General features: G+C 72.2%; 23 protein-coding genes. 13 read left to right on the forward strand and 10 right to left on the reverse strand.

Annotated elements, in window-relative coordinates:
* Positions 1 to 48: 48 nt before the first annotated feature.
* Positions 49 to 2757 carry a putative bifunctional diguanylate cyclase/phosphodiesterase gene (locus ACNTMW_RS00610; protein ID WP_426631295.1) on the reverse strand — a complete coding sequence of 903 codons (2709 nt, stop codon included), beginning with the start codon at positions 2755 to 2757 and terminating at the stop codon, positions 49 to 51.
* Between the two features lie 228 nt (positions 2758 to 2985).
* Between ACNTMW_RS00610 and ACNTMW_RS00615 the strand changes: the two genes are divergently transcribed.
* The 3 genes from ACNTMW_RS00615 to ACNTMW_RS00625 all read left to right on the forward strand — a co-directional run bounded on the left by ACNTMW_RS00615 (position 2986) and on the right by ACNTMW_RS00625 (position 6982).
* Positions 2986 to 5646, forward strand: coding sequence for a hypothetical protein (locus ACNTMW_RS00615; protein WP_426631296.1), 2661 nt, complete (start codon positions 2986 to 2988; stop codon positions 5644 to 5646).
* A 305-nt stretch (positions 5647 to 5951) separates the two neighbouring features.
* Complete coding sequence (locus ACNTMW_RS00620) at positions 5952 to 6488, forward strand: inorganic diphosphatase (protein ID WP_426631297.1); 537 nt, start codon at positions 5952 to 5954, stop codon at positions 6486 to 6488.
* A 17-nt stretch (positions 6489 to 6505) separates the two neighbouring features.
* On the forward strand, positions 6506 to 6982 hold the full coding sequence (locus ACNTMW_RS00625; protein WP_426631298.1) for an LCP family glycopolymer transferase: 477 nt from the start codon (positions 6506 to 6508) through the stop codon (positions 6980 to 6982).
* 39 nt (positions 6983 to 7021) lie between these two features.
* Here ACNTMW_RS00625 and ACNTMW_RS00630 read toward each other — a convergent pair whose 3' ends face one another.
* Positions 7022 to 7348 (reverse strand): hypothetical protein, encoded by a 327-nt coding sequence (locus ACNTMW_RS00630; RefSeq protein WP_426631299.1) that lies wholly within the window; start codon positions 7346 to 7348, stop codon positions 7022 to 7024.
* A 345-nt stretch (positions 7349 to 7693) separates the two neighbouring features.
* On the opposite strand from ACNTMW_RS00630, the gene ACNTMW_RS00635 reads away from it, so the two are divergent.
* Positions 7694 to 8731: a hypothetical protein gene (locus ACNTMW_RS00635; protein WP_426631300.1), complete on the forward strand. Its 1038-nt coding sequence runs from the start codon at positions 7694 to 7696 to the stop codon at positions 8729 to 8731.
* 33 nt (positions 8732 to 8764) lie between these two features.
* Here the strand turns inward: ACNTMW_RS00635 and ACNTMW_RS00640 are convergent, their stop codons facing one another.
* Positions 8765 to 9280 (reverse strand): hypothetical protein, encoded by a 516-nt coding sequence (locus ACNTMW_RS00640; RefSeq protein WP_426631301.1) that lies wholly within the window; start codon positions 9278 to 9280, stop codon positions 8765 to 8767.
* Positions 9281 to 9674: 394 nt separating this feature from the next.
* Between ACNTMW_RS00640 and ACNTMW_RS00645 the strand changes: the two genes are divergently transcribed.
* The 4 genes from ACNTMW_RS00645 to ACNTMW_RS00660 all read left to right on the forward strand — a co-directional run bounded on the left by ACNTMW_RS00645 (position 9675) and on the right by ACNTMW_RS00660 (position 14053).
* Entirely contained in the window at positions 9675 to 10574 is a 900-nt protein-coding gene (locus ACNTMW_RS00645) for a DUF2726 domain-containing protein (RefSeq protein ID WP_426631302.1), read from the forward strand.
* Between the two features lie 115 nt (positions 10575 to 10689).
* Positions 10690 to 11133, forward strand: a complete 444-nt coding sequence (locus ACNTMW_RS00650; RefSeq protein ID WP_426631303.1) for a pyridoxamine 5'-phosphate oxidase family protein — start codon at positions 10690 to 10692, stop codon at positions 11131 to 11133.
* A 591-nt stretch (positions 11134 to 11724) separates the two neighbouring features.
* Positions 11725 to 13050 (forward strand): MFS transporter, encoded by a 1326-nt coding sequence (locus ACNTMW_RS00655; protein ID WP_426631715.1) that lies wholly within the window; start codon positions 11725 to 11727, stop codon positions 13048 to 13050.
* A 235-nt stretch (positions 13051 to 13285) separates the two neighbouring features.
* Entirely contained in the window at positions 13286 to 14053 is a 768-nt protein-coding gene (locus ACNTMW_RS00660) for a sulfite exporter TauE/SafE family protein (RefSeq protein WP_426631304.1), read from the forward strand.
* A 132-nt stretch (positions 14054 to 14185) separates the two neighbouring features.
* Here the strand turns inward: ACNTMW_RS00660 and ACNTMW_RS00665 are convergent, their stop codons facing one another.
* From ACNTMW_RS00665 to ACNTMW_RS00675, 3 genes are all read right to left on the reverse strand, one after another.
* On the reverse strand, positions 14186 to 14485 hold the full coding sequence (locus tag ACNTMW_RS00665; protein ID WP_426631305.1) for a FeoC-like transcriptional regulator: 300 nt from the start codon (positions 14483 to 14485) through the stop codon (positions 14186 to 14188).
* A gap of 85 nt (positions 14486 to 14570) precedes the next feature.
* Positions 14571 to 16751, reverse strand: a complete 2181-nt coding sequence (gene feoB, locus ACNTMW_RS00670; RefSeq protein ID WP_426631306.1) for a ferrous iron transport protein B — start codon at positions 16749 to 16751, stop codon at positions 14571 to 14573.
* 197 nt (positions 16752 to 16948) lie between these two features.
* The gene (locus ACNTMW_RS00675; RefSeq protein WP_426631307.1) at positions 16949 to 17182 is read right to left on the reverse strand and encodes a FeoA family protein; all 234 of its coding nucleotides are present in this window, start codon (positions 17180 to 17182) and stop codon (positions 16949 to 16951) included.
* 588 nt (positions 17183 to 17770) lie between these two features.
* Here ACNTMW_RS00675 and ACNTMW_RS00680 point away from each other — a divergent pair.
* Complete coding sequence (locus ACNTMW_RS00680) at positions 17771 to 18157, forward strand: DUF2267 domain-containing protein (protein ID WP_426631308.1); 387 nt, start codon at positions 17771 to 17773, stop codon at positions 18155 to 18157.
* A 37-nt stretch (positions 18158 to 18194) separates the two neighbouring features.
* Here the strand turns inward: ACNTMW_RS00680 and ACNTMW_RS00685 are convergent, their stop codons facing one another.
* Together ACNTMW_RS00685 and ACNTMW_RS00690 are read right to left on the reverse strand one after the other, a co-directional pair.
* The gene (locus ACNTMW_RS00685) at positions 18195 to 18494 is read right to left on the reverse strand and encodes an STAS domain-containing protein (RefSeq protein WP_426631309.1); all 300 of its coding nucleotides are present in this window, start codon (positions 18492 to 18494) and stop codon (positions 18195 to 18197) included.
* Positions 18495 to 18860: 366 nt separating this feature from the next.
* Positions 18861 to 19241: an STAS domain-containing protein gene (locus ACNTMW_RS00690; protein ID WP_426631310.1), complete on the reverse strand. Its 381-nt coding sequence runs from the start codon at positions 19239 to 19241 to the stop codon at positions 18861 to 18863.
* A gap of 244 nt (positions 19242 to 19485) precedes the next feature.
* Here ACNTMW_RS00690 and ACNTMW_RS00695 point away from each other — a divergent pair, with 244 nt between their 5' ends.
* The 3 genes from ACNTMW_RS00695 (at position 19486) to ACNTMW_RS00705 (ending at position 20862) form a co-directional block, all read left to right on the forward strand.
* The gene (locus tag ACNTMW_RS00695; RefSeq protein WP_426631311.1) at positions 19486 to 19869 is read left to right on the forward strand and encodes an STAS domain-containing protein; all 384 of its coding nucleotides are present in this window, start codon (positions 19486 to 19488) and stop codon (positions 19867 to 19869) included.
* 262 nt (positions 19870 to 20131) lie between these two features.
* Positions 20132 to 20506, forward strand: coding sequence for a phage holin family protein (locus ACNTMW_RS00700; RefSeq protein ID WP_426631716.1), 375 nt, complete (start codon positions 20132 to 20134; stop codon positions 20504 to 20506).
* Entirely contained in the window at positions 20503 to 20862 is a 360-nt protein-coding gene (locus ACNTMW_RS00705) for a hypothetical protein (protein ID WP_426631312.1), read from the forward strand. Before ACNTMW_RS00700 ends, ACNTMW_RS00705 begins: the two co-directional genes overlap by 4 nt.
* A 219-nt stretch (positions 20863 to 21081) precedes the next feature.
* Here the strand turns inward: ACNTMW_RS00705 and ACNTMW_RS00710 are convergent, their stop codons facing one another.
* Both ACNTMW_RS00710 and ACNTMW_RS00715 read right to left on the reverse strand, forming a co-directional pair.
* Positions 21082 to 21702 carry a hypothetical protein gene (locus ACNTMW_RS00710; RefSeq protein ID WP_426631313.1) on the reverse strand — a complete coding sequence of 207 codons (621 nt, stop codon included), beginning with the start codon at positions 21700 to 21702 and terminating at the stop codon, positions 21082 to 21084.
* 200 nt (positions 21703 to 21902) lie between these two features.
* Complete coding sequence (locus ACNTMW_RS00715; protein ID WP_426631314.1) at positions 21903 to 22223, reverse strand: DUF389 domain-containing protein; 321 nt, start codon at positions 22221 to 22223, stop codon at positions 21903 to 21905.
* A gap of 112 nt (positions 22224 to 22335) precedes the next feature.
* On the opposite strand from ACNTMW_RS00715, the gene ACNTMW_RS00720 reads away from it, so the two are divergent.
* Positions 22336 to 23142, forward strand: coding sequence for a DUF2267 domain-containing protein (locus ACNTMW_RS00720; protein ID WP_426631315.1), 807 nt, complete (start codon positions 22336 to 22338; stop codon positions 23140 to 23142).
* Positions 23143 to 23163: the final 21 nt, after the last annotated feature.

Consider the following 23163-nt stretch of genomic DNA (forward strand, 5'->3'; position numbering starts at 1 on the left):
CGGTACGCCGTCTCGGCTCCCTGGACCCGGTCTCCCCGGGCCGGGCGGTCACAAGGTCGGGGACCGGTGGTCGGTCAGGTACGCCTCGACGCGTTCGGCGGGCCCCGGCGGGGCGAACAGGTGCCCCTGACCGAGGTGGCAACCGGCGGCCCGGACCACGTCGAGGTGCGCCTCCGCCTCCAGGCCGCAGGCGATGACCTCCAGGCCGAGCCGGTCGCCCAGGCTCATCACGACGTCCATGATCGGAGCGGCCGGCCCGCCGCGGCCGGCCGGCTCGGTGAACAGCGACCGGTCCACCTTCAGCACGTCGACCGCCATCCGGCGCAGGTGCGCCAGCGACGTCGCGTCGGTGCCGAAGTGGTCGATCGCGGTGCGCACGCCCACGGCGCGGACCGCCGCGAAGGCCGCCTCCCGCGCCTCCGGGTCCGGCCGGGTACCGGTCGCCTTCTCGGCGACCTCCACCACGACCCGCTCCGGTGGGACCAGGTGGGTGTCGAGCGCACCCCGCAGCGCGGGGACGAACCCGGCGGCGACCAGCTGGCATGCCGATACGTTGACCGACATCCACAGGTCCCACCCCTCGTGCAACCAGCACGACAGCTGGCGGAACGCCCGGTGCATCGCCCAGCCGCCGATCTCGTCGGCCAGGCCGAGGTCCTCGGCCACCGCGACCAGCTCGCGGGGTGGTACCGCACCCAGCCGAGGGTGCCGCCACCGCAGCAGCGCCTCCGCGCCGACCGGCCGGCGGTCGGCCAGGTCGAGCACCGGCTGGTACACCAGATCCAGTTCACCGCGGTCGATGGCACCCGGCAGCTCACGCTCCAGCGTCATGCGCCTCAGCAGCGCCGACTCCATCGACCGGTCGTACCACTCCACGCAGCTCTGGCCGGCGCGCTCGGCCCGCAGCAGGGCGAGATCCGCGCGGCGGAGTATCTCCTCGACGCTGCCCGCCCCGGCGACCTCGGCGAGGCCGGCGCGGGCCGTCAGCCGCACGCTGACGCCGGGCAGCCGGTACTGCTCGTTCAGGACCGTCACCAGCCGGGTCGCCAGCGCGTACGCCCGGACCGAACCAGTCGGGGTGAGCACCGCGAACTCGTCTCCGTCGAGCCGTGCCGGCAGGTCGCCGGTGTCCAGGGTGAACCGCAGCCGGCGGCCCACCTCGACGAGGACGGCGTCGCCGAGCTCCCGGCCGTGCACGTCGTTGACGCCGGCGAGGCCATCGAGGTCGATAATCAGGACCGACCCGGCCGGTTCCGGCGTCGAGCGGACCGCGGCGACGGCACGGAGCAGCTCGCGCCGGTTGGCCAACCCGGTCAACTGGTCGGTGAACGCCATCTGCCGCAACGTGCGCTCCATCGCGCGCCGGTCGCCGATGTCGCGGATGTGCACGACGAACGCCGCCACCTCCGGGGTGTCGCGCAGGTCGCTGAGGGTGGACTCGGTCTCGCGCCACCGCCCGTACCCGTCCCGCAGCCGCGCCTCGAACAGCGACGGCTGGCCGGTCCGGCCGGGTGCCGACAGCCAATCGGTGACCCGGCCGGCGTCGTCGGGGTGCAGCAGCGCGGCGAAAGGCCTGCCGACCGCCTCCTGTTCGGACAGTGCGAACTGGCGCGCGGCGGCCGGCGACAACCACCGTACGACCTGGTCGGTGTCGACGACGACGGTCACGTCCCGCGAACCGGCCACCAGCGAGCGGAAGTGCGCCTCCCGGCCGGCCAGGCGCACCGCGTACCGCCGGATCACCAGGGCGGCGAGCGCCTCGCGGACGGCCAGCGCGGCCAGCGTGACGAGGCCGAGCAGCACGTCGGTACGGTCCGGCATGTCGCCCCGCGCCATCCGGCACACCACCGCCAGCAGCGCCCCGCCGAGCGGCAGTACCAGCAGCGGGTACCCGGCCAGGAAGCCATCCGCGGCGGCCGGGCCCGGCTCGCGCGGCTCGGCGCGTCGGACGCCCTCCGCCGCCAGGGCGGGGCCGACGGCGAGGGCCGCCGCGGCCAGCCACGTCCCGGGTCCGGCGGACGGCCCGACGACGGTGAGACCGGCGAGCCCCGCGACGGCGAGCGCCACGCCGCCGCTGCAGGCGAGCGCGGCCCGCCGGTACCGCGCCGCGCGCAGCCCCGTGATGAGGGCGACGGCCGCGGCGGTGCAGGCGACGAGCCCGGCGAGGAACGCCGGCCCCTGCTGGCCCGGACCGAGCGCCCGCGCGGCCAGTCGGGCCAGCGAGAACAGGCAACTGCCGGCAGCCACCCCGTCGAGCAGGCGCTCCAGCCGGGCGGCCGGGTCGGTGGTGGCGCCGGGCAGCAGGAGCAGTCCCAGCAGGTACACGGTGGTCGTCGCGACGAGCCCGGCGAGCCCCAGTTCGGCGACGTGGGGCCAGTCCGGCACGGTGGTGAGCGCGGTGACGGTGACCCCGCCGGTGACCACGCCCATGCCGAGCAGTCCGGCGCCGCGGCACGGGCCGAACGTACGCCGGCCACGATGGACCGACAGCGCGAGCCGGATCATCCGGGTGCTGTGGACGGCCGCCGACCGGCCGACGGCCAGGGCCACGGCCGCGGCCGGTGGCAGCACACCCGCGGCACCGGCGCCGAGCAGGGCGACGGTCACCGCGGTCGTGAGCACCGCCGGCGCGAACGTCGTGCTGCGGGCGGACGCACTGGCCCGGCGGACGAAGGCATTGACCCGGTGGACGAAGGCACTGGCCCGGCAGGCGAGGGCACTGGTCCGGCGCAGGTCTCGAACCGGCTCGGTTGACACGATGCCGCCTCCTCCTGACGGGAGGGGAAATCTGTCCGGCGATGGACGCCTGGCGCGGCGGGAATTCCGACTCAGGATAGCCATCCATTGACTGGCCGGTTGCCTGGCTATTCAGATTTGGCGACATGCGAAGCGTCGCGCAATCACGACCGTCTTGACGAACGGCCGGTTACCCGACCATCGTGGCTGGTAGCGCCCACCGCACAGAAACACGGCAGAGGTGCGGGCATGACCGAGCACCCCGAATACCCGAACAGGACGCAGGTGGTCATCCCCGGCGTCGGCGGGGTCAGCGCGGCCCAGATCCTTGTTCCCCCGGCGGTGACCCTGGTCGCCGGCGACTCCGACGCCGGGTTCTACCGGCGTGGCGCACCGTTCGACCGGCGTGACACACCCGAGCACGGGCGCGGCGCGGGCGCCGGTGACGGCACGGCCTCGCCCGTACGGGTCGAGGCGTACTGCTGGGCCGGCCTGACCTCCCGCGACTGGACCCGCGCGCTGTGGCTGCTCCTGCTGCCGTTCATGCTTGCGAACATCGGCTACTGGACCGCGCCCGCCGTCGTCACGGAACCGGCCGGCCCGGAGGAAGGGCGAGCCGGCCCGGAGCCGGGGCGAGCCGACCCGCGCGGCTGGCAGCGAGTCATGCAGCGCAGCGCCGAAGCGCTCCAGCGCCTGCTCGCGCTGTCGTTGACCGTCGGTTGCGTACTGGCGGCGGTCGCGGTGTCGATGGACCTTCTGGGCACCCAGTGCGTGGCCGACGGCCGGTCCTGCACCCCAGCCCTGGCCTTCCTGTCCTGGCCATGGCTGGACGACACCCGCAGGCTCGTTCTCACCTCGGCGGCGCCGACCGCCCTCGTACTTCTGTTGTGGTGGCTGGGCAACCGCACCTGGCAGCAGTTGGAGTCGGTCCCGGTGCCGGCGGCGCCGCCGACCGGGGTACGCACACCGCTGGAGGACCGCCGCATGTGGAACGGGCGGCGGTCGGTGCGCATGCTGCGCGCGGTACACGTGACGGCCGCGTTCGCGGTGATCGCCGCTTTCCTCGCCGCCGGCACGCTTGCCGCGCCCGACCGTGGCCTGGCAGCGTGGGCGGCCGCGCAGGAGTGGCACCGGCCCCGGGGCTGGCCGGTCGTCACCGTCCTGCTGGCGTCGCTGGTGCTGATCGCGGGCACACTCGTCGCGGCGGCGCTACCGGTGGCCGGCCGGCGTGACCGGCCCGGTACCGGTACCGGCTCCGCGGACCGCCCCCTCCCCCTGGAGGAACACCTGTTCCGGTGGCTCCCCCGGATCGGGCTGGCGCTGGTCGTCCTGGCGGCGGCCGCGGCGCTTGCGGCGGGCCGGCCGTCCGCGGCGCGCGCGGCGAGCGGCCCGGCCTCGTCCGCCGCCCTGCCGTGGCTGTCGGGCGCCATAACGGCGCTGTTCGTCGGCCAGGTCGTCGCCACCGCCGTGCTCGCCGCCTGCTGCTGGGCGGCGGCGCACCCGGCGGCGACGCGTCCCGTGGCAGCGCACCCGGTGGACCGGCCGGTGTGGTGGGGCCTGGCGCCGGCGGTGGCGGCCGGGCTCGCCTGGCTGCTCCAGGACGGCCTCGCGGCCGGGGTGACGCTGCTGGCCGCCGACCGGCTCGGTACGCCGGGGCCGCCGGCCGGTACCGTCACCGGCCAGCGGTTCGTCGTCGCGCCCGCGGTCCTCTGGGCTGCCGTGACCGCGGTGGGTGTCGCCTGCGTCCTGCTGGCCGCCACCGGCGCGGTCCTGCTGTCGGGCGCGCCGGACCCGGCGATGGTGACCCGGGTGCGGCAGGCGTACCGGTTCCAGCACCTCGACTCGGCCCCGCCGGGCTCACCCCGGCAGCAGCGCGCGGAGTCGATCGCGCGGGACTGGAGCCGGGGCCGGCTGGCCGATCGGCTCGCACGCCATGGTGGCCTGCTCGCGGCCGTGGTGGCCCTCGTCGTGGCCGCCGGCGCCGCAGCCGACCTGACGATGCCGCCGGCCCTGTTCGCGGCGTCGTGGCGGTGGCCGGTGACCATCGGTAGCTGGCTGCTCGGCGGGCTCGTCCTGGTCCTGTTCTATGTCGGCCGGCAGGCGTACGCGAGCCCAGCCTGGCGCCGCACGGTCGGCGTGTTGTGGGACATCGGTACGTTCTGGCCGAGGGCGGTACACCCCCTCGGGCCGCCCTGCTACGCCGAGCGGGCCGTCCCTGACCTGATCAACCGGTTGACCTACCTGACCGGCACCGGGGAGCCGGCGGACGGACGGGAGCCGGACGGCCGGGATCCGGCGGGTGCGGGTACCGCGTCAGGGCCGCCGCCACACACCGGGCAGGTGCTGCTGTCGGGCCACTCGCAGGGCTCGGTCCTCGCCGCGGTGACGGTCATGCAACTGAGCGAGGAGACCGCGCGGCACGTCCGGTTACTCACCTACGGCAGCCCGCTGCGACGGCTGTACGCCCGGTTCTTCCCCGCCTACTTCGGCGACTACCCGCTGCACCGGCTGAGCGGCTTCCTGGGGGCGGAACCAGGCACGGCAACCGGCGCGGCACGGTGGCGGAACCTGCACCGGCCGAGCGACCCGATCGGCGGTCACGTCTTCCACCAGTTCTGGCCGTCCGAATGGCCCGACGTGACACAACAGCACCGCGCCGTACAGGAACAACTCGTGCACCACGTCGACTGCGCCCTGCTCGACCCGTCCTTCGAGCGGGCTCCGGGCGACAGCCGCTACCCGCCTACCTACGGACACTTCGACTACCCGGACGACCCGGCGTTCGCACAGGCCACGGCATGGCTGTGGCACGGAGCGGCGGTGCCCGCCACGCCCGCCACGCCCGCCGCGCCGACCGGCCGTACCGCTGGCACCGCACCGGAGCCGGGACCCTCCTCCAGCCCAGCCTGACGGCGGCGACCTGGGCGATCGCCGGCCGGAACCCGGGTCTACGGTGGGTAGGAAGCCGCCACGCCCGGGTGTGACGCCAGGATCGGTAGGGTCTCGGGGCCGAGACGCCGCACGGCTGACACCGTGCGGCTGACGCAAGGCCTCGAGGCCGACACCGTGCCGCCGACACCGTGCCATCGTGCCACCGAGACCGCGCGGCCGGGACCGCCGCCTGACCGGCGCCGCCCCGACCGGGACAGCCCCCACCCGGTCCGCGCCACCCGGCCCACGCGTGATCGCGACGAGGCGAGCGGGAGGAGCCGACGATGGAGTTCAACGTGACCGTCGAAGTCCCCAAAGGCCAGAGGAACAAGTACGAGGTGGATCCGGCCAACGGGCGGATCCGGCTCAACCGGACCCTCTTCACCGCTACCCAGTACCCGGCGGACTACGGGTTCGTCGAGGGCACCCTCGGCGACGACGACTCGCCCCTCGATGCACTCGTACTGGTCCGGGAGCCGACCTTCCCCGGCTGTCTGATCCACTGCCGCGCGATCGGCATGTTCTGCATGCGCGACGAGAAGGGCATCGACGACAAGGTTCTGTGCGTGCCGGCTCAGGATCCACGCCAGCAGCACCTTCGCGACATCGACGACCTACCGCACTTCGACCGCTTGGAGATCCAGCACTTCTTCGAGGTGTACAAGGACCTGGAGCCTGGCAAGAGCGTCGAGGGCTCCGACTGGACCGGGCGCGCCGAGGCGGAGGCCGAGGTCACGCGGTCCCGGCGGCGCTACCTCGAGGCGACCGCAGCCGAGCCCGGACGTGCCGACCCGGGACGTGCCGAGCCCGGACGCGCTTAGCCGGGGACGTCCCCGGGGTGCGCGCACAGCTCTACCACGTCGGCTGTCAGCCCTTCGCCGGTTGGCAGGCCCTGGACTACGTGCGGCCGCGCGAACTGATCCCGGACGGCGGCTACGGCCGTCAGCGTCACCAGCAGCAGCTCGTCGCGGCGGTGACCAAGAAGATCGCCTCCGCGGGCCCGCTCGGCAATTCCGTGGCGACCGACCGGACGCTTCGGGCACGCGGCAGCGCGGTCACCTTTGACGGCAACGGGATGTCCATAGCGGACTGGATCTTCACCCTGAAGGACGTCGACCCGGACATCGCCACGGTGAAGACCCACTCTGGCCGGTACAACACCCAGGTCATCAACGGCCAGGATTTCGAGATCCTCACCGACACCAGCCGTCACCTGTTCGCCGCGGCTCGCGACGACACCCTTGACGCATTCGTCGCGGCGCACCCCGACCGGGTCAGCGCCGCGGCACCGTGCGGCCGGCCCGGCGAGCGGTAGGCCGGCACAGCGGGCGGTAGGCGCAGCGGCAGGGGACGCCTACGCCTGCTGCAACCCCTCGCCGAAGTCCCGTGCCATCCGGCTCCTCGCCCGGGTGGCGAGTACGTGACCGATGACCACGATAAACGCCACCGGCCACGGGACGAGCCGGGTCGCGGCGAGCACCCCGACGGTGGCGTAGAACACGAACTCCTGGGCGGGTGGCAGCCTCACCTCGCCGACCAGCGGAACCGTCACCCTGAGCCCGCTCATCCGGTGCATCGCCCCGCTCAGTACCCCCGTGGCCCGCCGCGCCAACGAGCGGCCGCCGTCCGCGGCCTCCCGGCCGGCGGTCTCCCGCTCCGCGACCGCACCGACGGGACTCACCGTCTCCTTCGCGGGCCGGCTCTCCGGCCGGGGCGCGCGCGGGGTACGAGTCGTGGTCCGGGCACGGGGTGCGGTCCGGGTGCGGGGCGCGCCACCGGGACTCGCCCGCCGAGGCTCGGTTCTGGTTGTCACCAGTGTCTGCTGCCCACGCAGGTACGACCGAAACCGGTCGTCCCGGGGACGCCCCGGCACCATCCGCGTACGACCCGGTGCGGCGGGGCGCCCCGATGCCATCCGCGTACGGCCCGGCGCGGGGCGCCGTCCCGCCTCCGGTCCCGGTGTTTGTGTCTGGTGCTTGCGGGGCGGGTAGAGACTCGATCAGTGCCCCTGAATACGCGGGCGCCGATGATGGGAGACACGATGATGTGGGCGGCAGACAACCGTAGCCATCGACGCCTCGGCCGCGTCCTGACCCCGGGGGCCACCGCTCTGGGTGCCACCGCGCTACGTGCCGTGGTTCTGGGTGCCGTGGTTCTGGGGACGGTCCTGCTCGGTGCCGCCCCGGCAGCGGCGGCACCGGTCAGCGTCCACGACGACTCGCACGTCCTGGACGTCACCCGGCTACAGAACGAGGCCGCAACGCTGCCCGACCCGGTCGCCATCTACACGACGACGAAGTTCGCCGACGACAAGGCCGCGTTCGACCGCGAGACCCAGTCAAAGGTCACCTCCCCGACGATGATCGCGATTGCGATCAATACCCAGTCGCACCACCTGGCGATCCGTACCGGCCCGAAGTCGGGACTGAACCAGCAGGCCGCCGCGACGGCGACGCAGGCGTTCGTCAGCTCGTACCGTGGCAGCTCCGACTACACGGCGGCGACCGTGGCGGCGCTGGACTCGCTGCGCGCCGCCATCCGTACCGGTGCGCCCCGCCAGGGTGGGGTGGCCGGGCCCCAGCCACGGAACACGTCGAGCGGTTCGACCATCGGCGGCATGTTCTGCCTGCTCGTATCGATCCTGGTCGTGGTGGGCATCATCGTGGCGGTGGTGCGCCTGTCCCGCCGCGGACGCCGGTCCCGCCAGGCGGTCGGTCCCACCGCCGGTTACGGCCGGCCAGGCTACGGCCAGCCGGGATACGGGCCGGGGTACGGCCAGCCCGACTACGGGCAGCCGGGCTACGGCCGGTCCGGCGTCAACCCGTGGCTCGCCGGCGGCGCGGGCGCGGCGGCCGGCGGCCTGCTCGGCTACGAACTGGGCCGGATGGAGGGCGAACGGGAAGCGCACCGCTACGAAGAACAGCACGACCAGGGGTACGGCGGATCGGGTGACAGCGGGTACGGCGGCGGCGCGGACGCCGACTTCGGCGGTGGCGACAGCGGCGGTGACTTCGGTGGCGGCGACAGCGGCGACAGCGGCGGGAGCAGCTCAGGCGACTTCTGACGGTTCGCCGCCTCCGGGCCGCCGCCGTGCGGCTCACCGCAGGAAGCGCTCTTCAGCGTTTACACAGCCAATGGCGAGCAGCCTGGGAAGGTGAATGCCGGGTGATCCGGAGAGCGGATCACCGTTGAAGTAAACCTGGAGGTCCGGCATGAAGCCGATCAGGCGCATCGTGCTGGTCGCGGCGGCGGCCACCACCATGGCGCTCGGCGGCGGCGTCGGCGTGGCGATGGCAGACGCGGCACCGTCACCCACGCCCACTACCACCACCGTTCCCAGCCCGACCACCGTCCCCAGCCCGACCACCGTGCCGGGTACGACGACGGCACCCGGCGCTGTCCCCGCACCGATGGTTCCCGCGTCCCCGACCACTACCACCACCGCTCCGAGCCCGACGCCCGGTTCTTCCGCCCCGGCCGGCGGGAAGGGTTCGGCAGCTCCCGAGGAGGAGTGCTGCTGCTGCTGCCACGAGTACCACCACCACCATTGGAAGGGGCACGGCGGACCGGAGGCCAGCGAAAGCCCGGGTGCGGGTATGGAGACCAGCCCCACCCAGGGGAAGTGACCTTCCCGATGTGACGGCCAGTACCCACCCCGGCGGGCCGGGGCTGCCCGGCGGGTACGGGAGATGACGAAGGCTCCGGCAGCGGCGAGGACGCTTCCGGGGCCTTCCGTATGTCGGGATGTCGGGCCGACAGAGCCGTAGGCCGGGCCGACAGGTCGGATACCGCGAACCGACCGCCGTCCGGCCGCGCAGCCGGAACCCGGTCCGGCCGGCGTGACCGGTCGCGCGTTCGTGGCTGGTCCGGCTGGCGGTCGCGGTAGGCCCGATCACGCCGCTGATCGCGCTTCCCTAGCATGATCGCGAGCTTCTGGACGCCGGTGACGGACGCCGGTGACGGACAGCGGTGACGACGACGTGGTGAGGTCGAGCGTATTGGTGACCATGAGTAGGGAGACCAACACCTGGCTGCGGCCGGTCCGTACCCCGGAGGAGTACGGGGTCGCGGTCGCACGCGGTGAACTCTTCGAACGCGCCGGGTACGTGGTGCGGTCCAACCGCAAGCTCGGCCAGGTCATCCGCCGACCAGCCGGGGTCACCGCGAACCAGTGGAACTCGGCTGTCCGTGCCCTGCTGGCCTTCGTCGTCTGGGACGCCCGAACCTACATACCGGTGTTTGCCGTCGAGTCGCGCGACCCGGACCACTCCCCCGCCGAGGCGGCACGCGCCGACCGGGTCACCACCGCCGTGTGCGGGGCGGCCGGGCTGAGGCTGCTGCGCCTGGAGTCGTCGGCGCTGCGCCTGGACGGGCACGCCAGACGGGTGGTCGAGTACCTGATCGACGCCTGGACGTTCGCCCGCGCCGGCGGTGACCCCGACGACCCGCCGGGCCCGCCGTCGCCGGGGGCGTTGACTTTCCGGGACATCGTCGGTCGCCTGCCGGACGGCCGTACCGGACTCGTCAACGACCTCGGGGTGGTCGCCCGGACGGTGGCCACCAACGCGTACGTCACCGGTCAGGTCGCCGACCCTACCGTGGGCGGTCTGCACGTACGGTGGAAGAACGGCCCGGCCGAGGGCTGGGCGTGGCTCGAGGTGCGCGACAGGCGGTTCCTGTTCGAGCGGACCAGGATCTGGCAGCACCAGCTCTCCTACGGGGTCGATCCCGGCCAGTTCTCCGAGGACCTGGCGGTGGCCGCGATCGGCGAACGGCTGAAGACACTCGACACCGTCGACCCGCCACTCCACGGCGTCGACGAACTGCGGCGCGAACTCGCCGAACTCCGGCTGCGCCGAGACGAGGTGGAGAACCCGTCGTCGTTCGCGCACGTGTCGTTCGGCTGACGCCCCGGCGGTCCCGAGCCGCGCTTCCCGCGCTGTTCGCGACGCGCGCTGTCCGCGTCGTCCCCCCGATCGTGCTCGCCGCGCGCGCTGTCCGCCGCGCCGCTATCGTCGCCCCATGGCGGACCTCGGCGACTTCGCCCGGCTGATCGCCGGTGATCACGGACTGTGCGTGGTATCCACGCTGCGCGCGGACGACACGATCCAGTCCTCCGTCGTCAACGCTGGGGTGATCGACCATCCGGTGACCGGGCAGCCAGTGGTCGCGCTGGTCGCAATGGGCGGCAGCCGGAAGCTGGCCAATCTGCGGGCCCGCCCTCAGACCACGGTCGTGGCCCGGGTCGGCTGGGACTGGGTGGCGGTCGAAGGCACGGTCGCGCTCGCCGGCCCCGACGATCCGTTACCGGGCCTCGACCCCGAGGGCCTGCGACTGCTGCTGCGCACGGTCTTCACCGCCGCGGGCGGCACGCATGACGACTGGGGTACCTACGACCGGGTCATGGCCGGCGAGCGCCGGACCGCCGTGCTGGTGACCCCGCGCCGGGTCTACTCCAGCGGTTGACTGATCGACGACGACCGCAATCTTCGTCCGGAATCCGGTACACCATTGCCGTTTCCCGTCTCGAATCAAGGACCACCAGAAATCAATTGATCATCAGTAACCGGCGAATCACCGGTAGTCAGTTGATCATTGGAGACCAGCGACGCCGCCGATCAAACGACGACCCGGATCAAACGACGGTGATGATCAATTGCTCGCGGGTGCCCGATTGCGGCTCGGCCGAACGGCCACACCATTCGGACTGTCGGTTCCCCACCGCGGGCCACACCTCTTCCAGCAGCCCGAATCCAGCCGATAGCCCGTGCACTGAATGTCGCGGGCATGGTGGGCTCTGCGCCCGAAACCAGGCCATTTCCCTGTGAGCAAGCACGCACATATCCCTTTTGAGTCGACAACAGATGACAAACTTTCGTCGTCACACGGCTCGTGTACCGCCGATACGTGTGGAGCCCTTACTCACCACCGGTCGCACCGGGTGTCGTACGGGTGCGAACCGGGGTGGGGCCGGTCAACCTCTCGCGCGACGCGCACCCACCCGGATGTCAGGCGCGGTACATCCGCGTCATCTCAGGGGGCATCCGCGTGCGACCGATGTTCGGAGCGCTGCGACAGTACAACTACCGGCTGTGGGCCACGGCTGACCTGATCTCCATCACCGGTACCTGGATGCAGGTTCTCGGAGTCAACTGGTACCTGCTGCAGACCACCGACTCGGCGACGAAGATGGGGCTGGGCATCGTGCTGCAGTCGCTTCCGATGCTGCTGCTCGGACCGTTCGCGGGAGCCCTGGCCGACCGGATCAGGCCCCGCCCGCTGCTGGTGGCCAGCCAGTTGATACACGCCGGGCTCGTCGGCACGCTCGCGCTGATCGTGCTCGGCGGTTCACACGCGATCTGGCCGGTGTACCTGATCTCGTTCCTGAGCGGCGTGGTCTCCGCCGTCGACGGCCCGGCGCTGGGCCGCTTCGGGTCGATGGTCGTCGGACCGAAGTCGCTGGGCAACGCGCTCGCACTCGGCTCACTGATCAACTCATGCGGCCGCATCGTGGGCATGAGCCTCGGCGGAGTACTGGTCGCCGCCGCCGGAGCGGGGCCGCTGTTCGCCGCCAACGCGGTCAGCTTCCTGGCCGTGGTCGCCGCGATGCTGCTGATGCGCCCCCGGGAGTGGCACACGCTGGCCAGCGCGGCCGACGCTCCGGCCGCCGAGCGCGGGGTACGCGCGGGGTTCGGCTACCTGCTGGGCCAGCCGGTCGTGCTGGTCACACTCGCACTGTCGTTGATCCTCGGCATGCTCGGCCGCAACTACCAGGTGACCATGGCCGCGATGAGCGCCGGTCCACTGCACGCAGGTGGGACCGGTTACGGGCTGCTGTCGACCGTCTTCGCCGTCGGTACCGTGCTCGGTGCGCTGGTTACCGCCCAGCGACCGGAACTGTCCCGCCGGTTGCTGCTCGGCGCGGGGGCCCTGGCGAGCGCCCTGCAACTACTGGCCGGCCTGGCGCCCGGTCTGCTGACGTTCGCCGTGCTGCTGCTGCCGATCGCGACGGCCGCCGTGGTGATCGACACGACCGTCGCGGCCCGGGTCCAACTCGACACCCGCGAGGACATGCGCGGCCGGGTGGTCGCGACGATGTCGGTCGTCAGTTCGCTGTCCGGCATGGTCGGCGCGCCGCTACTCGGCTGGCTGTCGCAGGTGCTGGGCCCGCGCACCGCGCTGGTCGCCGCCGGTGCCGCCTGCCTGGTCGCCTGCGCGGTCGCCGCGGCCCTGTTCGTCCGACTGGCCGCCGGGAGGACGGTCGCGCCGGCCGCGCTCGTGGTCGTACCCACGGCCGAATCCGTGACCGAACCCGCGGCCGTACCGGGGGTTGCCGCCGCGGCGCCCACGCCGCCCCGGACGCCTGCCATCGCCACGGCCTGAGCGTCCCCGGCAGCCTGCCGCGGCCATCGCCGCAGCGGCCCCGGCAACCGGTACCTGCCGCCACCCGGGACGTCGCGGTCCCCGGCCGGCCGGGTCCGACCCGACCGCCGGGGCCGCGCAGGCGGCTCCCTCGCGGCGTGACCACCGACGCTTCGGCGTGACGCGCCGTAGGCAGGGCGGGTGACATCCGTTACGGTGCCCACGGCATTTGTGAAGATCCTTCTGCGGAGGGCATGTGACGCTGCAACACCTGCTTCTGTTGTGCCTCGCCGCGGCGGCCGCGGGCTGGATCGACGCGGTTGCCGGCGGCGGCGGGCTGCTGCAGCTCCCGGCGCTCCTGCTGGCTCTCCCCAACGTGCCGGTGGCGACCGCCCTCGGCACCAACAAGCTCGCCTCGATCACCGGCACCGCGACCGCGGCCGTGACCTACGGCCGGCGCACGAAGCTGGACTGGCGCACCCTGACCCCGGCCGCGCTGCTCGCGGTCGCCTGCTCGGCGCTCGGCGCGCTGTCCGCGTCGGCGGTGCCGGCCGGGTACTTCCGCCCGATCATCATGGTCATGCTGCTGGCCGTCGCGCTGTTCGTGGTGTTCAGGCCGGCGTTCGGCACGGTCCAGCAGGGCGCCGAGTCGACAACCGGACGCCGGGTGGCCGCGCTGCTGCTCGCCGGAGTCGTGATCGCCTGCTACGACGGCGTGCTGGGCCCCGGCACCGGCACCTTTCTGATCTTCACCTTCATCGGCGTGCTCGGCCAGGACTTCGTCCACAGCTCGGCGATGGCGAAGGTCATCAACGCGGGTACCAATTTCGGCGCGCTCGCCGTCTTCGCCACCCAGGGACACGTCCTGTGGCTGGCCGGGCTGGGCATGGCGGTGTTCAACATCGCCGGCGCCCGGCTCGGCGCGGTGACGGCGTTGAAACGGGGCGCGGGCTTTGTCCGGGCGGTCCTCCTGGTCGTCGTGACTGTCCTGGTCGGCAAGCTGATGCTCGACCAGTGGGCCTGACCGGAAGCCACCTGTCCGCCAGCCGCCGGACCGGAAGCAACCGGACCGGAAGCAACCGGACCGGCAGCCACCGTCCGCCCCCGGCTGGTCCGCGCGCCGCGGCCCGGTCCACGGCCCGCCCGGGTAGCGCGCTCAGCCGGGCGTACGGGTCGGGATGGTGATGGCGAGCAACACCGGGCCGCCGCTTCTCGGGGTACCGCAGCCGGGGGCGCCGTCGTTGCCGGACGGGCAGCCTCCGCAGCCACCGCTGGGGCAGCCCCGGCCGATCTCCTCGACACTCAGTCGGCCGCGGCGTACCCAGTAGTCGACCATCGCGTCCACCTCGTCGCGACTGACCCCGACCGCCCGCGCCACGTCGTCGAGACTCACGCTGCCGGCCGACCGGATCTCGCGCAGGACCTGCCGCAGCGGGCTGACCGGTCCGCCCGTCACCACGGCAACCTCGACCACGGCAACCTCGACGAGGGTTTCCCCGCCACGGGCAGCCGCACCGGACGCGGCCCCACCCCGGGTGACCTCACCACAGCAGCCTCCCCACCTGGAAGACGAGCACCGACAACAGCCACGCGACCGCCATCTGGATACCCATCCCGACGAGGGTCCACCGGGTGCCGATCTCCAGCCGTTGCGCCGCGACCGTGGCCATGCACGGGGTATACGCCAGCAGGAACACCATGAACGCCAGGACGGCGGCGCCGGTGTGCCCGCCGGAGGTACGCCGGAACGTGTCACTCAGATGGGTGCCCAACTGACCGGGCCGGTGCAGATCGGCCGGCTCGGCCGCGCTGTAGGTCTGCGCGAACGTCGAGACCACCGCTTCCTTGGCGACGAACCCGGTGATCAATGCGGCGCTGGCGTGCCAGTCGTCGTACCCCGCCGGGGCGAACACCGGGGCCACGGTACGGGCGGTGGCGCCGTACAGGCTCTGCTCGACGGGGGTGTGGCCCGGGCTGCCGGCGCCGCCGTGAGCCGGCAGCGACGACAGCAGCCACACCGCCGTGACGGTGACGACGATGATGCCACCGGCGGTCTTGAGGAAACCGGCCAGTTTCTGCCAGGTCTGCGTGCCGACCACGCGCAGCGTCGGCCGCCGGTACGCCGGCAGTTCCAGGACCAGCGGTTCCCGGCTGTGCGAGCGGAACAGCGTCCGGCGCAGCGCCAGCCCGATCAGGATGATCAGCGCGATCGACAGCACGTACATCGCGAACACGACCGTACCGGCGGCGCGGCCGAAGAAGATGTTGGCCAGCAGCACGTACACGGTCAACCGGGCACTGCACGTCACGTACGGCACCAGCAAGCTGGTGAGCAGTCGCTGCCGGGTGTCGGACAGGATGCGGGTACCCGCGACCGCCGGCACGTTGCAGCCGAACCCCACGATCAGCGGCAGGAAGGCGCGCCCGGGCAGGCCGATCAGGCGCATGAACCGGTCGACCACGAACGCCGCCCGCGCCATGTAGCCGGAGTCCTCCAGCACGGCGAGAAGCACGAACATGATCGCCATGAGTGGTACGAACGTCAGGAGCTGGCCGACCCCGCCGATCAGGCCGTTGAGCACCAGGCCGCCGATCCAGCCGTCGGTGCCCACCCCGGTGCGGGACAGCAGCCCGCCGACCCCACCGGTGACCGGGCCGTCGAGCAGCGCCTGCAGACCGGCCTGCAACGGCGCGGCGACCCGGGTGGTGGCGACGAAGACGCCCCACATCACCAGCAGGAAGACCGGCAGACCCAGCCAGCGCGAGGTCAACAGCCTGTCGATGCGGTCCGACCAGGTCAGCGAGTCGACGCCGGAGCGCCGCACGGACTCGGCGACCACGTCGTGTACCCAGGCGTAGCGCCGCTCGGCGACGACGGTCTCGGCGTCGTCGTCGAACTCGTCGTCCAACTCGCCAGCGAATTCGTCGTCGGTCTCGTCGCCGGCGAGGTCGGTGGTGGCGCCGGCACCGCGCTCGGCGGCGACCGCGTCCAGCAGTCGTTGCCGCAGCACGGGTAGCGCCGCGGAAATGGCCGGCGCACCGGGCGCACCGTCGAGGTGGTCCGCGCCGGGCCCGTCGGTCAGCAGTTCCACCGCGAGCCACCGTACGGCGAACCGGTCGGCGAGGTCGGGTTCGGCGGCGATGAGCGCGGCGAGGTCGGACAGCACCGCCTCGACCGGTCCGCCGAGGTCGACCCGGGCCAGCCCCGTCCGGTGGGCTTCGCAGCACCGGCCGTCCAGCACGCCGCTCACCGCGGCCGCGAGCTCGTCGGTGCCCCGGCGTTGGCGCGGCACGACGGGTACGACCGGCACCCCCACCGCCTCGGCCAGCGCGGCGGCGTCGATGTCGATCCCCCGCCCGGCCGCCACGTCGACCATGCTCAGTGCCACGACGACGGGTACGCCGGTCTCAAGCACCTCGGCCAGCAGGTACAGGTTGCGGGCCAGGTTCGACGCGTCCAGGACCACGACCGCGACGTCCGGCCGCCCGTCCAGGCCCCGGTCGACGAGCAGGTCCCGGGTCAGCTCCTCATCGGGCGACCGGGGCAGCAGACTGTAGGTGCCGGGCAGGTCGACGATCTCGACCGAGCCGCCGGTCAGCCGCCACGTACCGCTGGCCACGTGCACGGTCTTGCCGGGCCAGTTGCCGACGTGCTGGCGGGCGCCCGTGATCGCGTTGAAGAGGGTGGACTTGCCGACGTTGGGATTGCCGATCAGCGCCACCCGACCGACATGGCGGGAGGGGTCGACAGCGGCCAGCGGACCTTGCGCGACCGGTTCGCAGCACGGCGCGGGGCGGACCGGTCGCCGGGCAGGCCGGGTGGCAGTGGCGCCCGAGGCTGCAGAGCCCCGCAGGGGACGGATGGTCGACATCATGCGGCTCGGCATCGAGCGGCCGGACATCACCGAGCGGCCGGACATCACGCGGCGTGACCCAGCCGGCTGACCCGCAGCGCGCGGCAGGTCTCGGCGTCGACCGCGATGCGCGCGTCCCCGACAGCCAGGAGCAGGCCACCGGTGGCGCCGCGGCTCATGACCCGCAGGATCTGCCCGGGTACGAAGCCCAGTTCCATGAGCCGGCGCCGCTGCTGCCGGTCACCGTCGATGCGGTGCAGGCGTGCGCGATCCGTCGGTCGGCAGTCCCGCAGATCCATACTCGCCTCCACCACAACGGATAGGTAACCCTAACCTAACACCAGGGAGAGCGTGTCACGTCATGGCGGGATGCCTGTCGCGAGGCCAGCGGCACTCCCGCCGGTCACGACCGGGGTCGCGGAGGGCACCGCACCACCGTCGGCCGACGCCTCCGCAGGCCGGGCCGGGATCGCCCCCACCGCACGGTCGACCACATCAGCGCAGCTCAGCAGGGTCGACCGGGACAGCCGAGGCGGGTCACCGCTGCCGCGGTCAACCTCGGACTCCCGCCAGGATGCCACCGCCCCGGCCGGAACACCAGAGTGCCGACCGGCACGCACAGCGACCGGGGTAAGGCGATTCACACCCGGTTCCCCGTCTCACACCCCCCCGCCGGTCCGGGACCGGCGAGCGGCGCGGGTCACCGCGCGTATAGCATCCTAGGATACTGGGCCAGAGGCGCCCCGCCGGCACGGGTCCACCGAGACACGCGACGGTCAAGGCTGGGCCACATAGCGGTCAAACCCAGACACGCGGCCGGGCCACGTAGCGGTTTGAGGAGGTGGCCTGCGGGTACCCGGACCTCTTACGCTGGCGGGAGGTCCAGCATGGCCGAGTTGAAATTCATCGAGACAGTGGCGCAGCGGGCCGGGATCTCCGAGGACAAGGCCGCCGCGCTGACCGAGGCCACCCTGCGCACCCTCACCGAGCGCATCTCCGCCGGAGAGGCCGCGGACCTCCCCGGTCGACTACCGGACCAGTTCCGGCCCTTTCTGATCAAGTACCCCGAACCGGCGGAGGCCTTCTCCTACGAGGAGTTCGTCCAGCGGGTCGCCGAGCGGGCCGGGGTCGACAGCGACACCGCAACGCGTGGCGTCCGTGCGGTCCTGCAGACCATGCACCCTCTCGTCGGCGAGAAGGAGTTCGGAGACGTCATGTCGCAACTGCCGCACACGTTCGCGGAACTGGTACAGGTCACGCACCGGCCACGCTGAGCGCGGCGCGGCCGGGCCACGCTCCCGGCACCGGTGGTCAGTTCCGGGATGACGCGCACCCCAGGGCTTCGGCTACACCGGCCGACTGGAGCAGGCGCGCCACGAACGGACTCGGATTCGTCACCTGGAGGGTGGCGCCCACACTACGGGCGCTCCGTTGAACGCTGATCAATGCGCTCAGCGCCATGCTGTCCATGAAGGTGACCAGGCCAAGGTCGACAACAACGCGCGGGGGACGCATGGCGACCACTCGCGCCGCCAGGTCATCGCGAAGCACCGCGATCGAAGCGAGGTCCAACTCACCCCGCACGTCGACCATCATGGTGCCGTCGGCCAACCGGTGCGTGCTTATCTGACCGCTACTCGCACCAGAACCCAAGACCAAGCCCCCTACCGCACTCCGTGATCCGTAACCGTCGGCGGTTACCCGAACCGCCACCCCCTAAACGCCCGATGTGTCCCGGTTCACACCAATAACATCGCATATACGACGCACGGCGCGAGCGCGTCACACCGTGCAGGTCGGCCGGCCCGGGAGAGACCGCGCCCGCGCGGGCGCTCCGCCAGCTCGTCACTCGACGTGGTCGTCATCGCCTGCGACCGCCACCGCACCGAAGACCGCCCGCGTCGGGATCGCGGGACGGCCGATACCGGGGACCGTGATGGTGTGGCCGTCCCGTGACCGATGGAGGTTGCCGGACGCTCAGTCGGCTCCGACCAGCGCGGCCTCGGCCTGCGCCGGCGGCAGGCCCAGGGCGGCGTCGACGCCGACAACGCCGAGGATCCGGGCGGCGAAGGCGCTGACCGCCGTCAACCGCAGCCGAACCCCTACCTGATGGCAGATGCGCTGCGCGACGACGAGGGTGCCGATGCCGGTGGAATCGATGAACTCCAGGCCGCGAAGGTCGAGGCCGATGGCGGCGACTCGCCCACGGTTGAGCATCTCGGAGATTGCCGCGCGGAGCTGGTCCGCGGTCGCGAGGTCGAGCTCACCGCGTACCGACACGATGACCTCGTCGCGCCCGATCGGCTCCACTCCGATCTGCAGCCTCGGTGTGCTCTGGGCAGCGGCGGCGGTGTCCATAGTTCGGTCATCTTAACCACGCCGACCGGCGGACTGCCGACGCCGAACAGGAGGGTCCGTAGAAGCGCAGGTGGGAGGCACATCGGTGGCGAACGGTGCCGGCGTGTCGACGAGGATCGGACCGGCGTCCAGAGCGGACAGTACCGACGGAACAGGCAAGTTGAATATAACGGACAGTCAGGATCGACCATCCGGCGCCGGCGGTCCGGGTGCGATCATCGCGGCCGGTGGGTAAGTCCCGGACATGGAGCTGAGGTGGTCGACGTACGAGGTGCACGGCACCCCCGTCCTCGCGCTCACGGGCAAGTTGGGCGCGTCGACAGTACTGGCGGTCGAGCCCGAGCTGGCCTGGCTGCTCGCGGGTGACCGGTCGGTACTGGTGGTTGATCTCTCCGCCGTCGCGGTGTGCGACTCGGCCGGAGCGGCGATGCTCGACGCGTGTGACCGGGCGGCATCCGCCGCCGGCATCGAGCTGCGCCTGGCCGCGCCTTCCCCGGCCGTGTGCGACGCACTGCACGCGTGGGGCCTGACCTCCCGGCCCCGGACGTACCACAGCGTCGACGACGCCGTCCGCGCCGACGCGCGCGATCTCCTGGCCTCCGGTCGGCGAACCGCCGACCACCGCTGAGCACGGCGTCATCCGCCCGCCGGATGCAAAGCCGGCGCCGCCGGGGCGCAGGGTCGGCGGCCGCGGCGCTCCGGGAGCCGCGTCAGATTACGGCGTACCGGCGAGCGTCCGTCCGTTCGCCCTGTTCCGGCGATCGGACACGTCGCGGTGATTGATGGGAGTGCATCCTGGGCATTCCATAGAGGTGAACAGAGTTAGGGCCACCGATTACACCGGCAACGCGGCGAGCGCCGTCGATCGCGGTACCGCCTCGACCGCTCGCCTGGTTCGCACGGCGTCGGAGCAGCTGTCCCGACTGGTACGCGACGAGGTGCGGGTGGGCCGCCTCGAGCTGGCCGCCAAGGCCCGGGGCTTCGGCGTCGGCGTGGGACTGTTCGGCGCGGCCGGCGTGGTCGCCCTGTACGGCGTGGCCGCACTGCTGGCCACCCTGGTCCTTGTCCTGGCCCTGGTCATGCCGGCCTGGTTGGCCGCGCTGGCCGTCACCGTCGGGCTGTTCACCGTGGCGACGGTCATGGCACTGATCGGCCGGGGCCGGCTTCGCCGGGCTGGGCCGCCGGTGCCGGAGCAGACCCTCGCCAGCCTCAAGGCCGATATTCGGACCATCAGCAACGCGGTCCGGGAAAGGAGAAAACCATGAGTACGAAGAATGGCGCCAAGGCGAAGTCCGAACAGTTGACCGGCGAACCGCGCGACAATGCGGCGGATACGCGGGAGACGCTCGACGGCACCGTGACGGCGATCGCGGACAAGGCCGGCGCCACGACGCGCACCCGCGATACCGTCCAGCACGTTTCCACCGAGGCACACGAGGGCGGCCGTCAGGTCGGCGGGACGGTACGCAACCACCCGGCGCGATGGGCGTCCGTCGGGGCCGGTGCGGTTGCCGCCACCGCGGCGACGGTCGGTGCCCTGAAATGGCGGCAGGCGCGCCGCGCACCCCGCAGCCGGGCCGAACGGATCTGGCGCGGCATGACCAAGCGCTTCGGCCGCTGACCGGCCCGATCGCCGCGTTCACTGGCTTCACCGCGTCCACCGTGTCCGCTGTGTCCGCTGTGTCCGCTGTGTCCGCCGTGTTCGCCGTGTTCGCTGTGTTCGCCGTGTTCGCTGTGTTCGCCGTTTCGACCGGCGGTCGGATACATCGGCGCCGGCGGAGTACGGCGGTGGTGCGGGGACGGACCGGTCCCCGCACCACCGCCCACCCGGTTCAACGGTTCAGTAGATGGCGTTCACGATCTGCTGCGCGCGATTCTGCTGCTTGTCGTACGCGTCGGGAAACGCCGAACGCTGTACCGCCTGCGCGGCGGCTCCGGGACTCATCGTCTGCCACCCGGACACCCGGAGAAGCCGGTTGTAGAACAGCCGCGAGGCGGTCGCGGGGTCCATCAGGTCGGCGACCGTCCCCCAGCCCTGACTCGGTCGCTGCTGGAACAGGCCGAGCGAGTCGTAATTGCGTTCCACTCCCTGATGTGGATAGTTCAGCGACCGCGGCACGGTGGAGTTGGCCAGGTTGCGCAGCGTACTCTCCTGTAGCGCCGTCATCATCGCCACCAGGCAGGCGCGTTGGGGCAGGTTCATCTCCTTGCCCACCTGGACGATGACCACCGCGTTGTCCATGGCCGCCTGCGAAAGGCCGGCTACCGGCCGACGCCGGGTCGGCGACGGCGACGGCGACGGGCTGGACGCGTCGTCGCCGTCGACGAGCCCCGGCTGGCTCATGATGAGCAACTCGCGGGTGGCGGCTGCCGCCACGGCCCGGTCGACGGGTCGGAGCATCGTGAACGCGGCGACTCCTATCGTCGCCACTGCCGCCGCGGCCGCCGTCACCACCCACATGACGGGAAGCCTGGGTCCACCGGTACGCGCGACGCCACGAGTCTCCGGCCGGCGGCCCAGACCGGTATGGACAGCGGTCTCCGATGCTCGAGCGGCATCGACGTCTCCTCGAGCGGCGTCGGCGTCACGGCGCATCGGCACAGCTTAGGCAGTGATTCGCGGCAACCCAAGGGTGGATATGTCGTACCTACACAAACATTTCAAGGTGTAAATGTATTGTCACTTTCGGTCAACAGTATGCCCTTGTTGACCAGACCCAGCGCGGTCATCGCCCAGATGGTGAGGACGGTGACCAGCATGACCACCGGGAACCCGACCGCGAGGGCGAGCAGCGACCGCGTGACCATGGAGGTCCGTCGCCGTACGATCCCGACGCACATCGCCGCCAGGGGGCCGAACTCCGGTCCGACCACCATCGCCCCGACGATCAGGATCGACTGGTCGAGGAGGGCCCCGATCCCCGCGACCACCGTGGCCACCGTCAGGAAGGCCAGGTAGGAGCCGGACAGTGCCCGGCGCACGGCCGGCGTACCGGCGCACCACCCCGTCGTACCCGACCCCGCCCGGCGACATATCGGGTGCCGGGCGGGGCAGCTATCCGGTAGGGCGCCGCCACCGCACAGGAGGACCGGTATGGATCACCAGTACTTCATCACCAGCGTCGCGCAACGCGCCGGCATCCCGCCTGACCAGGCCGAGCCCTTGGCCTGCGTCACGCTTCGCGCGCTCGCGCAGTGCGTCTCGAAGGGCGAGGCGGCGGACCTGGCCGAGCGGCTGCCGTCGGAGTTGCGCCCATGCGTACGGCACGAGGGCCGGACCGTGTTCCATCTCGACGACCTCCGGCGGCGCATCGAGAAGCAGACGGGCGCCGACCGGGCGGCCGCGGACCGGTTCGCGCGGGCCGTCTTCGCCACGCTGCGGACCGCGGTCGGCCCCAAGGAGTTCGCCGACATGAGCGCGCAACTGCCCGGGGACTTCGTACCGTTGATCGAGTCGGCCGTGCTCGACGCCCCGCCCCGGCCACGGGAGGAGGAGCCTCCGTTCATCGGGACGCTGTCGGTCGACGACATCCTCGACCGGGTGGCCGAGCGTGCCGGGCTCGACCGCGACGGGGCGCGGCGGGCGGCGGAGGCCGTCCTCGAGGTGCTCGCGATGCGGGTCAGCGCCGGCCAGGTCGAGGACCTGCGCCCCTTGCTGCCCTACGAGTTGCGCCCGGCGCTCGACCGGGGCCTGAACCGCAGTCGCGGGGAGGCGATGCGGATGTCGCTCGGCGAGTTCATCGGCCAGGTCACCCGACGCGAAGGCGTACCCGGGCAGGAGGCGCCGGCACATACCCGGGCCGTCCTGTCCGTGCTGCGCGTTGCCGTGGGCGAGAAGGAGTTCCGCGACACTGCCGCGCAGTTGCCACGCGAGTACCAGACGTTGCTGGCGCCGGGGTGAGCGCGCGGGCCGGCTGAGCCG

The sequence above is a fragment of the Planosporangium spinosum genome, from assembly GCF_049999945.1.
Lineage (GTDB): Bacteria > Actinomycetota > Actinomycetes > Mycobacteriales > Micromonosporaceae > Planosporangium > Planosporangium spinosum.

Bases quoted from the DNA above. Each gene is read 5' to 3' on its own strand.
- ACNTMW_RS00695 (WP_426631311.1), top strand. From the start codon at position 19,486: ATGGAGCTGAGGTGGTCGACGTACGAGGTGCACGGCACCCCCGTCCTC.
- ACNTMW_RS00710 (WP_426631313.1), bottom strand. From the start codon at position 21,702: ATGTGGGTGGTGACGGCGGCCGCGGCGGCAGTGGCGACGATAGGAGTC.
- ACNTMW_RS00705 (WP_426631312.1), top strand. From the start codon at position 20,503: ATGAGTACGAAGAATGGCGCCAAGGCGAAGTCCGAACAGTTGACCGGC.
- ACNTMW_RS00645 (WP_426631302.1), top strand. From the start codon at position 9,675: ATGAGTAGGGAGACCAACACCTGGCTGCGGCCGGTCCGTACCCCGGAG.
- ACNTMW_RS00690 (WP_426631310.1), bottom strand. From the start codon at position 19,241: ATGGACACCGCCGCCGCTGCCCAGAGCACACCGAGGCTGCAGATCGGA.
- ACNTMW_RS00655 (WP_426631715.1), top strand. From the start codon at position 11,725: ATGTTCGGAGCGCTGCGACAGTACAACTACCGGCTGTGGGCCACGGCT.
- ACNTMW_RS00635 (WP_426631300.1), top strand. From the start codon at position 7,694: ATGATGGGAGACACGATGATGTGGGCGGCAGACAACCGTAGCCATCGA.
- ACNTMW_RS00650 (WP_426631303.1), top strand. From the start codon at position 10,690: ATGGCGGACCTCGGCGACTTCGCCCGGCTGATCGCCGGTGATCACGGA.
- ACNTMW_RS00615 (WP_426631296.1), top strand. From the start codon at position 2,986: ATGACCGAGCACCCCGAATACCCGAACAGGACGCAGGTGGTCATCCCC.
- ACNTMW_RS00720 (WP_426631315.1), top strand. From the start codon at position 22,336: ATGGATCACCAGTACTTCATCACCAGCGTCGCGCAACGCGCCGGCATC.
- ACNTMW_RS00620 (WP_426631297.1), top strand. From the start codon at position 5,952: ATGGAGTTCAACGTGACCGTCGAAGTCCCCAAAGGCCAGAGGAACAAG.
- ACNTMW_RS00675 (WP_426631307.1), bottom strand. From the start codon at position 17,182: ATGGATCTGCGGGACTGCCGACCGACGGATCGCGCACGCCTGCACCGC.
- ACNTMW_RS00680 (WP_426631308.1), top strand. From the start codon at position 17,771: ATGGCCGAGTTGAAATTCATCGAGACAGTGGCGCAGCGGGCCGGGATC.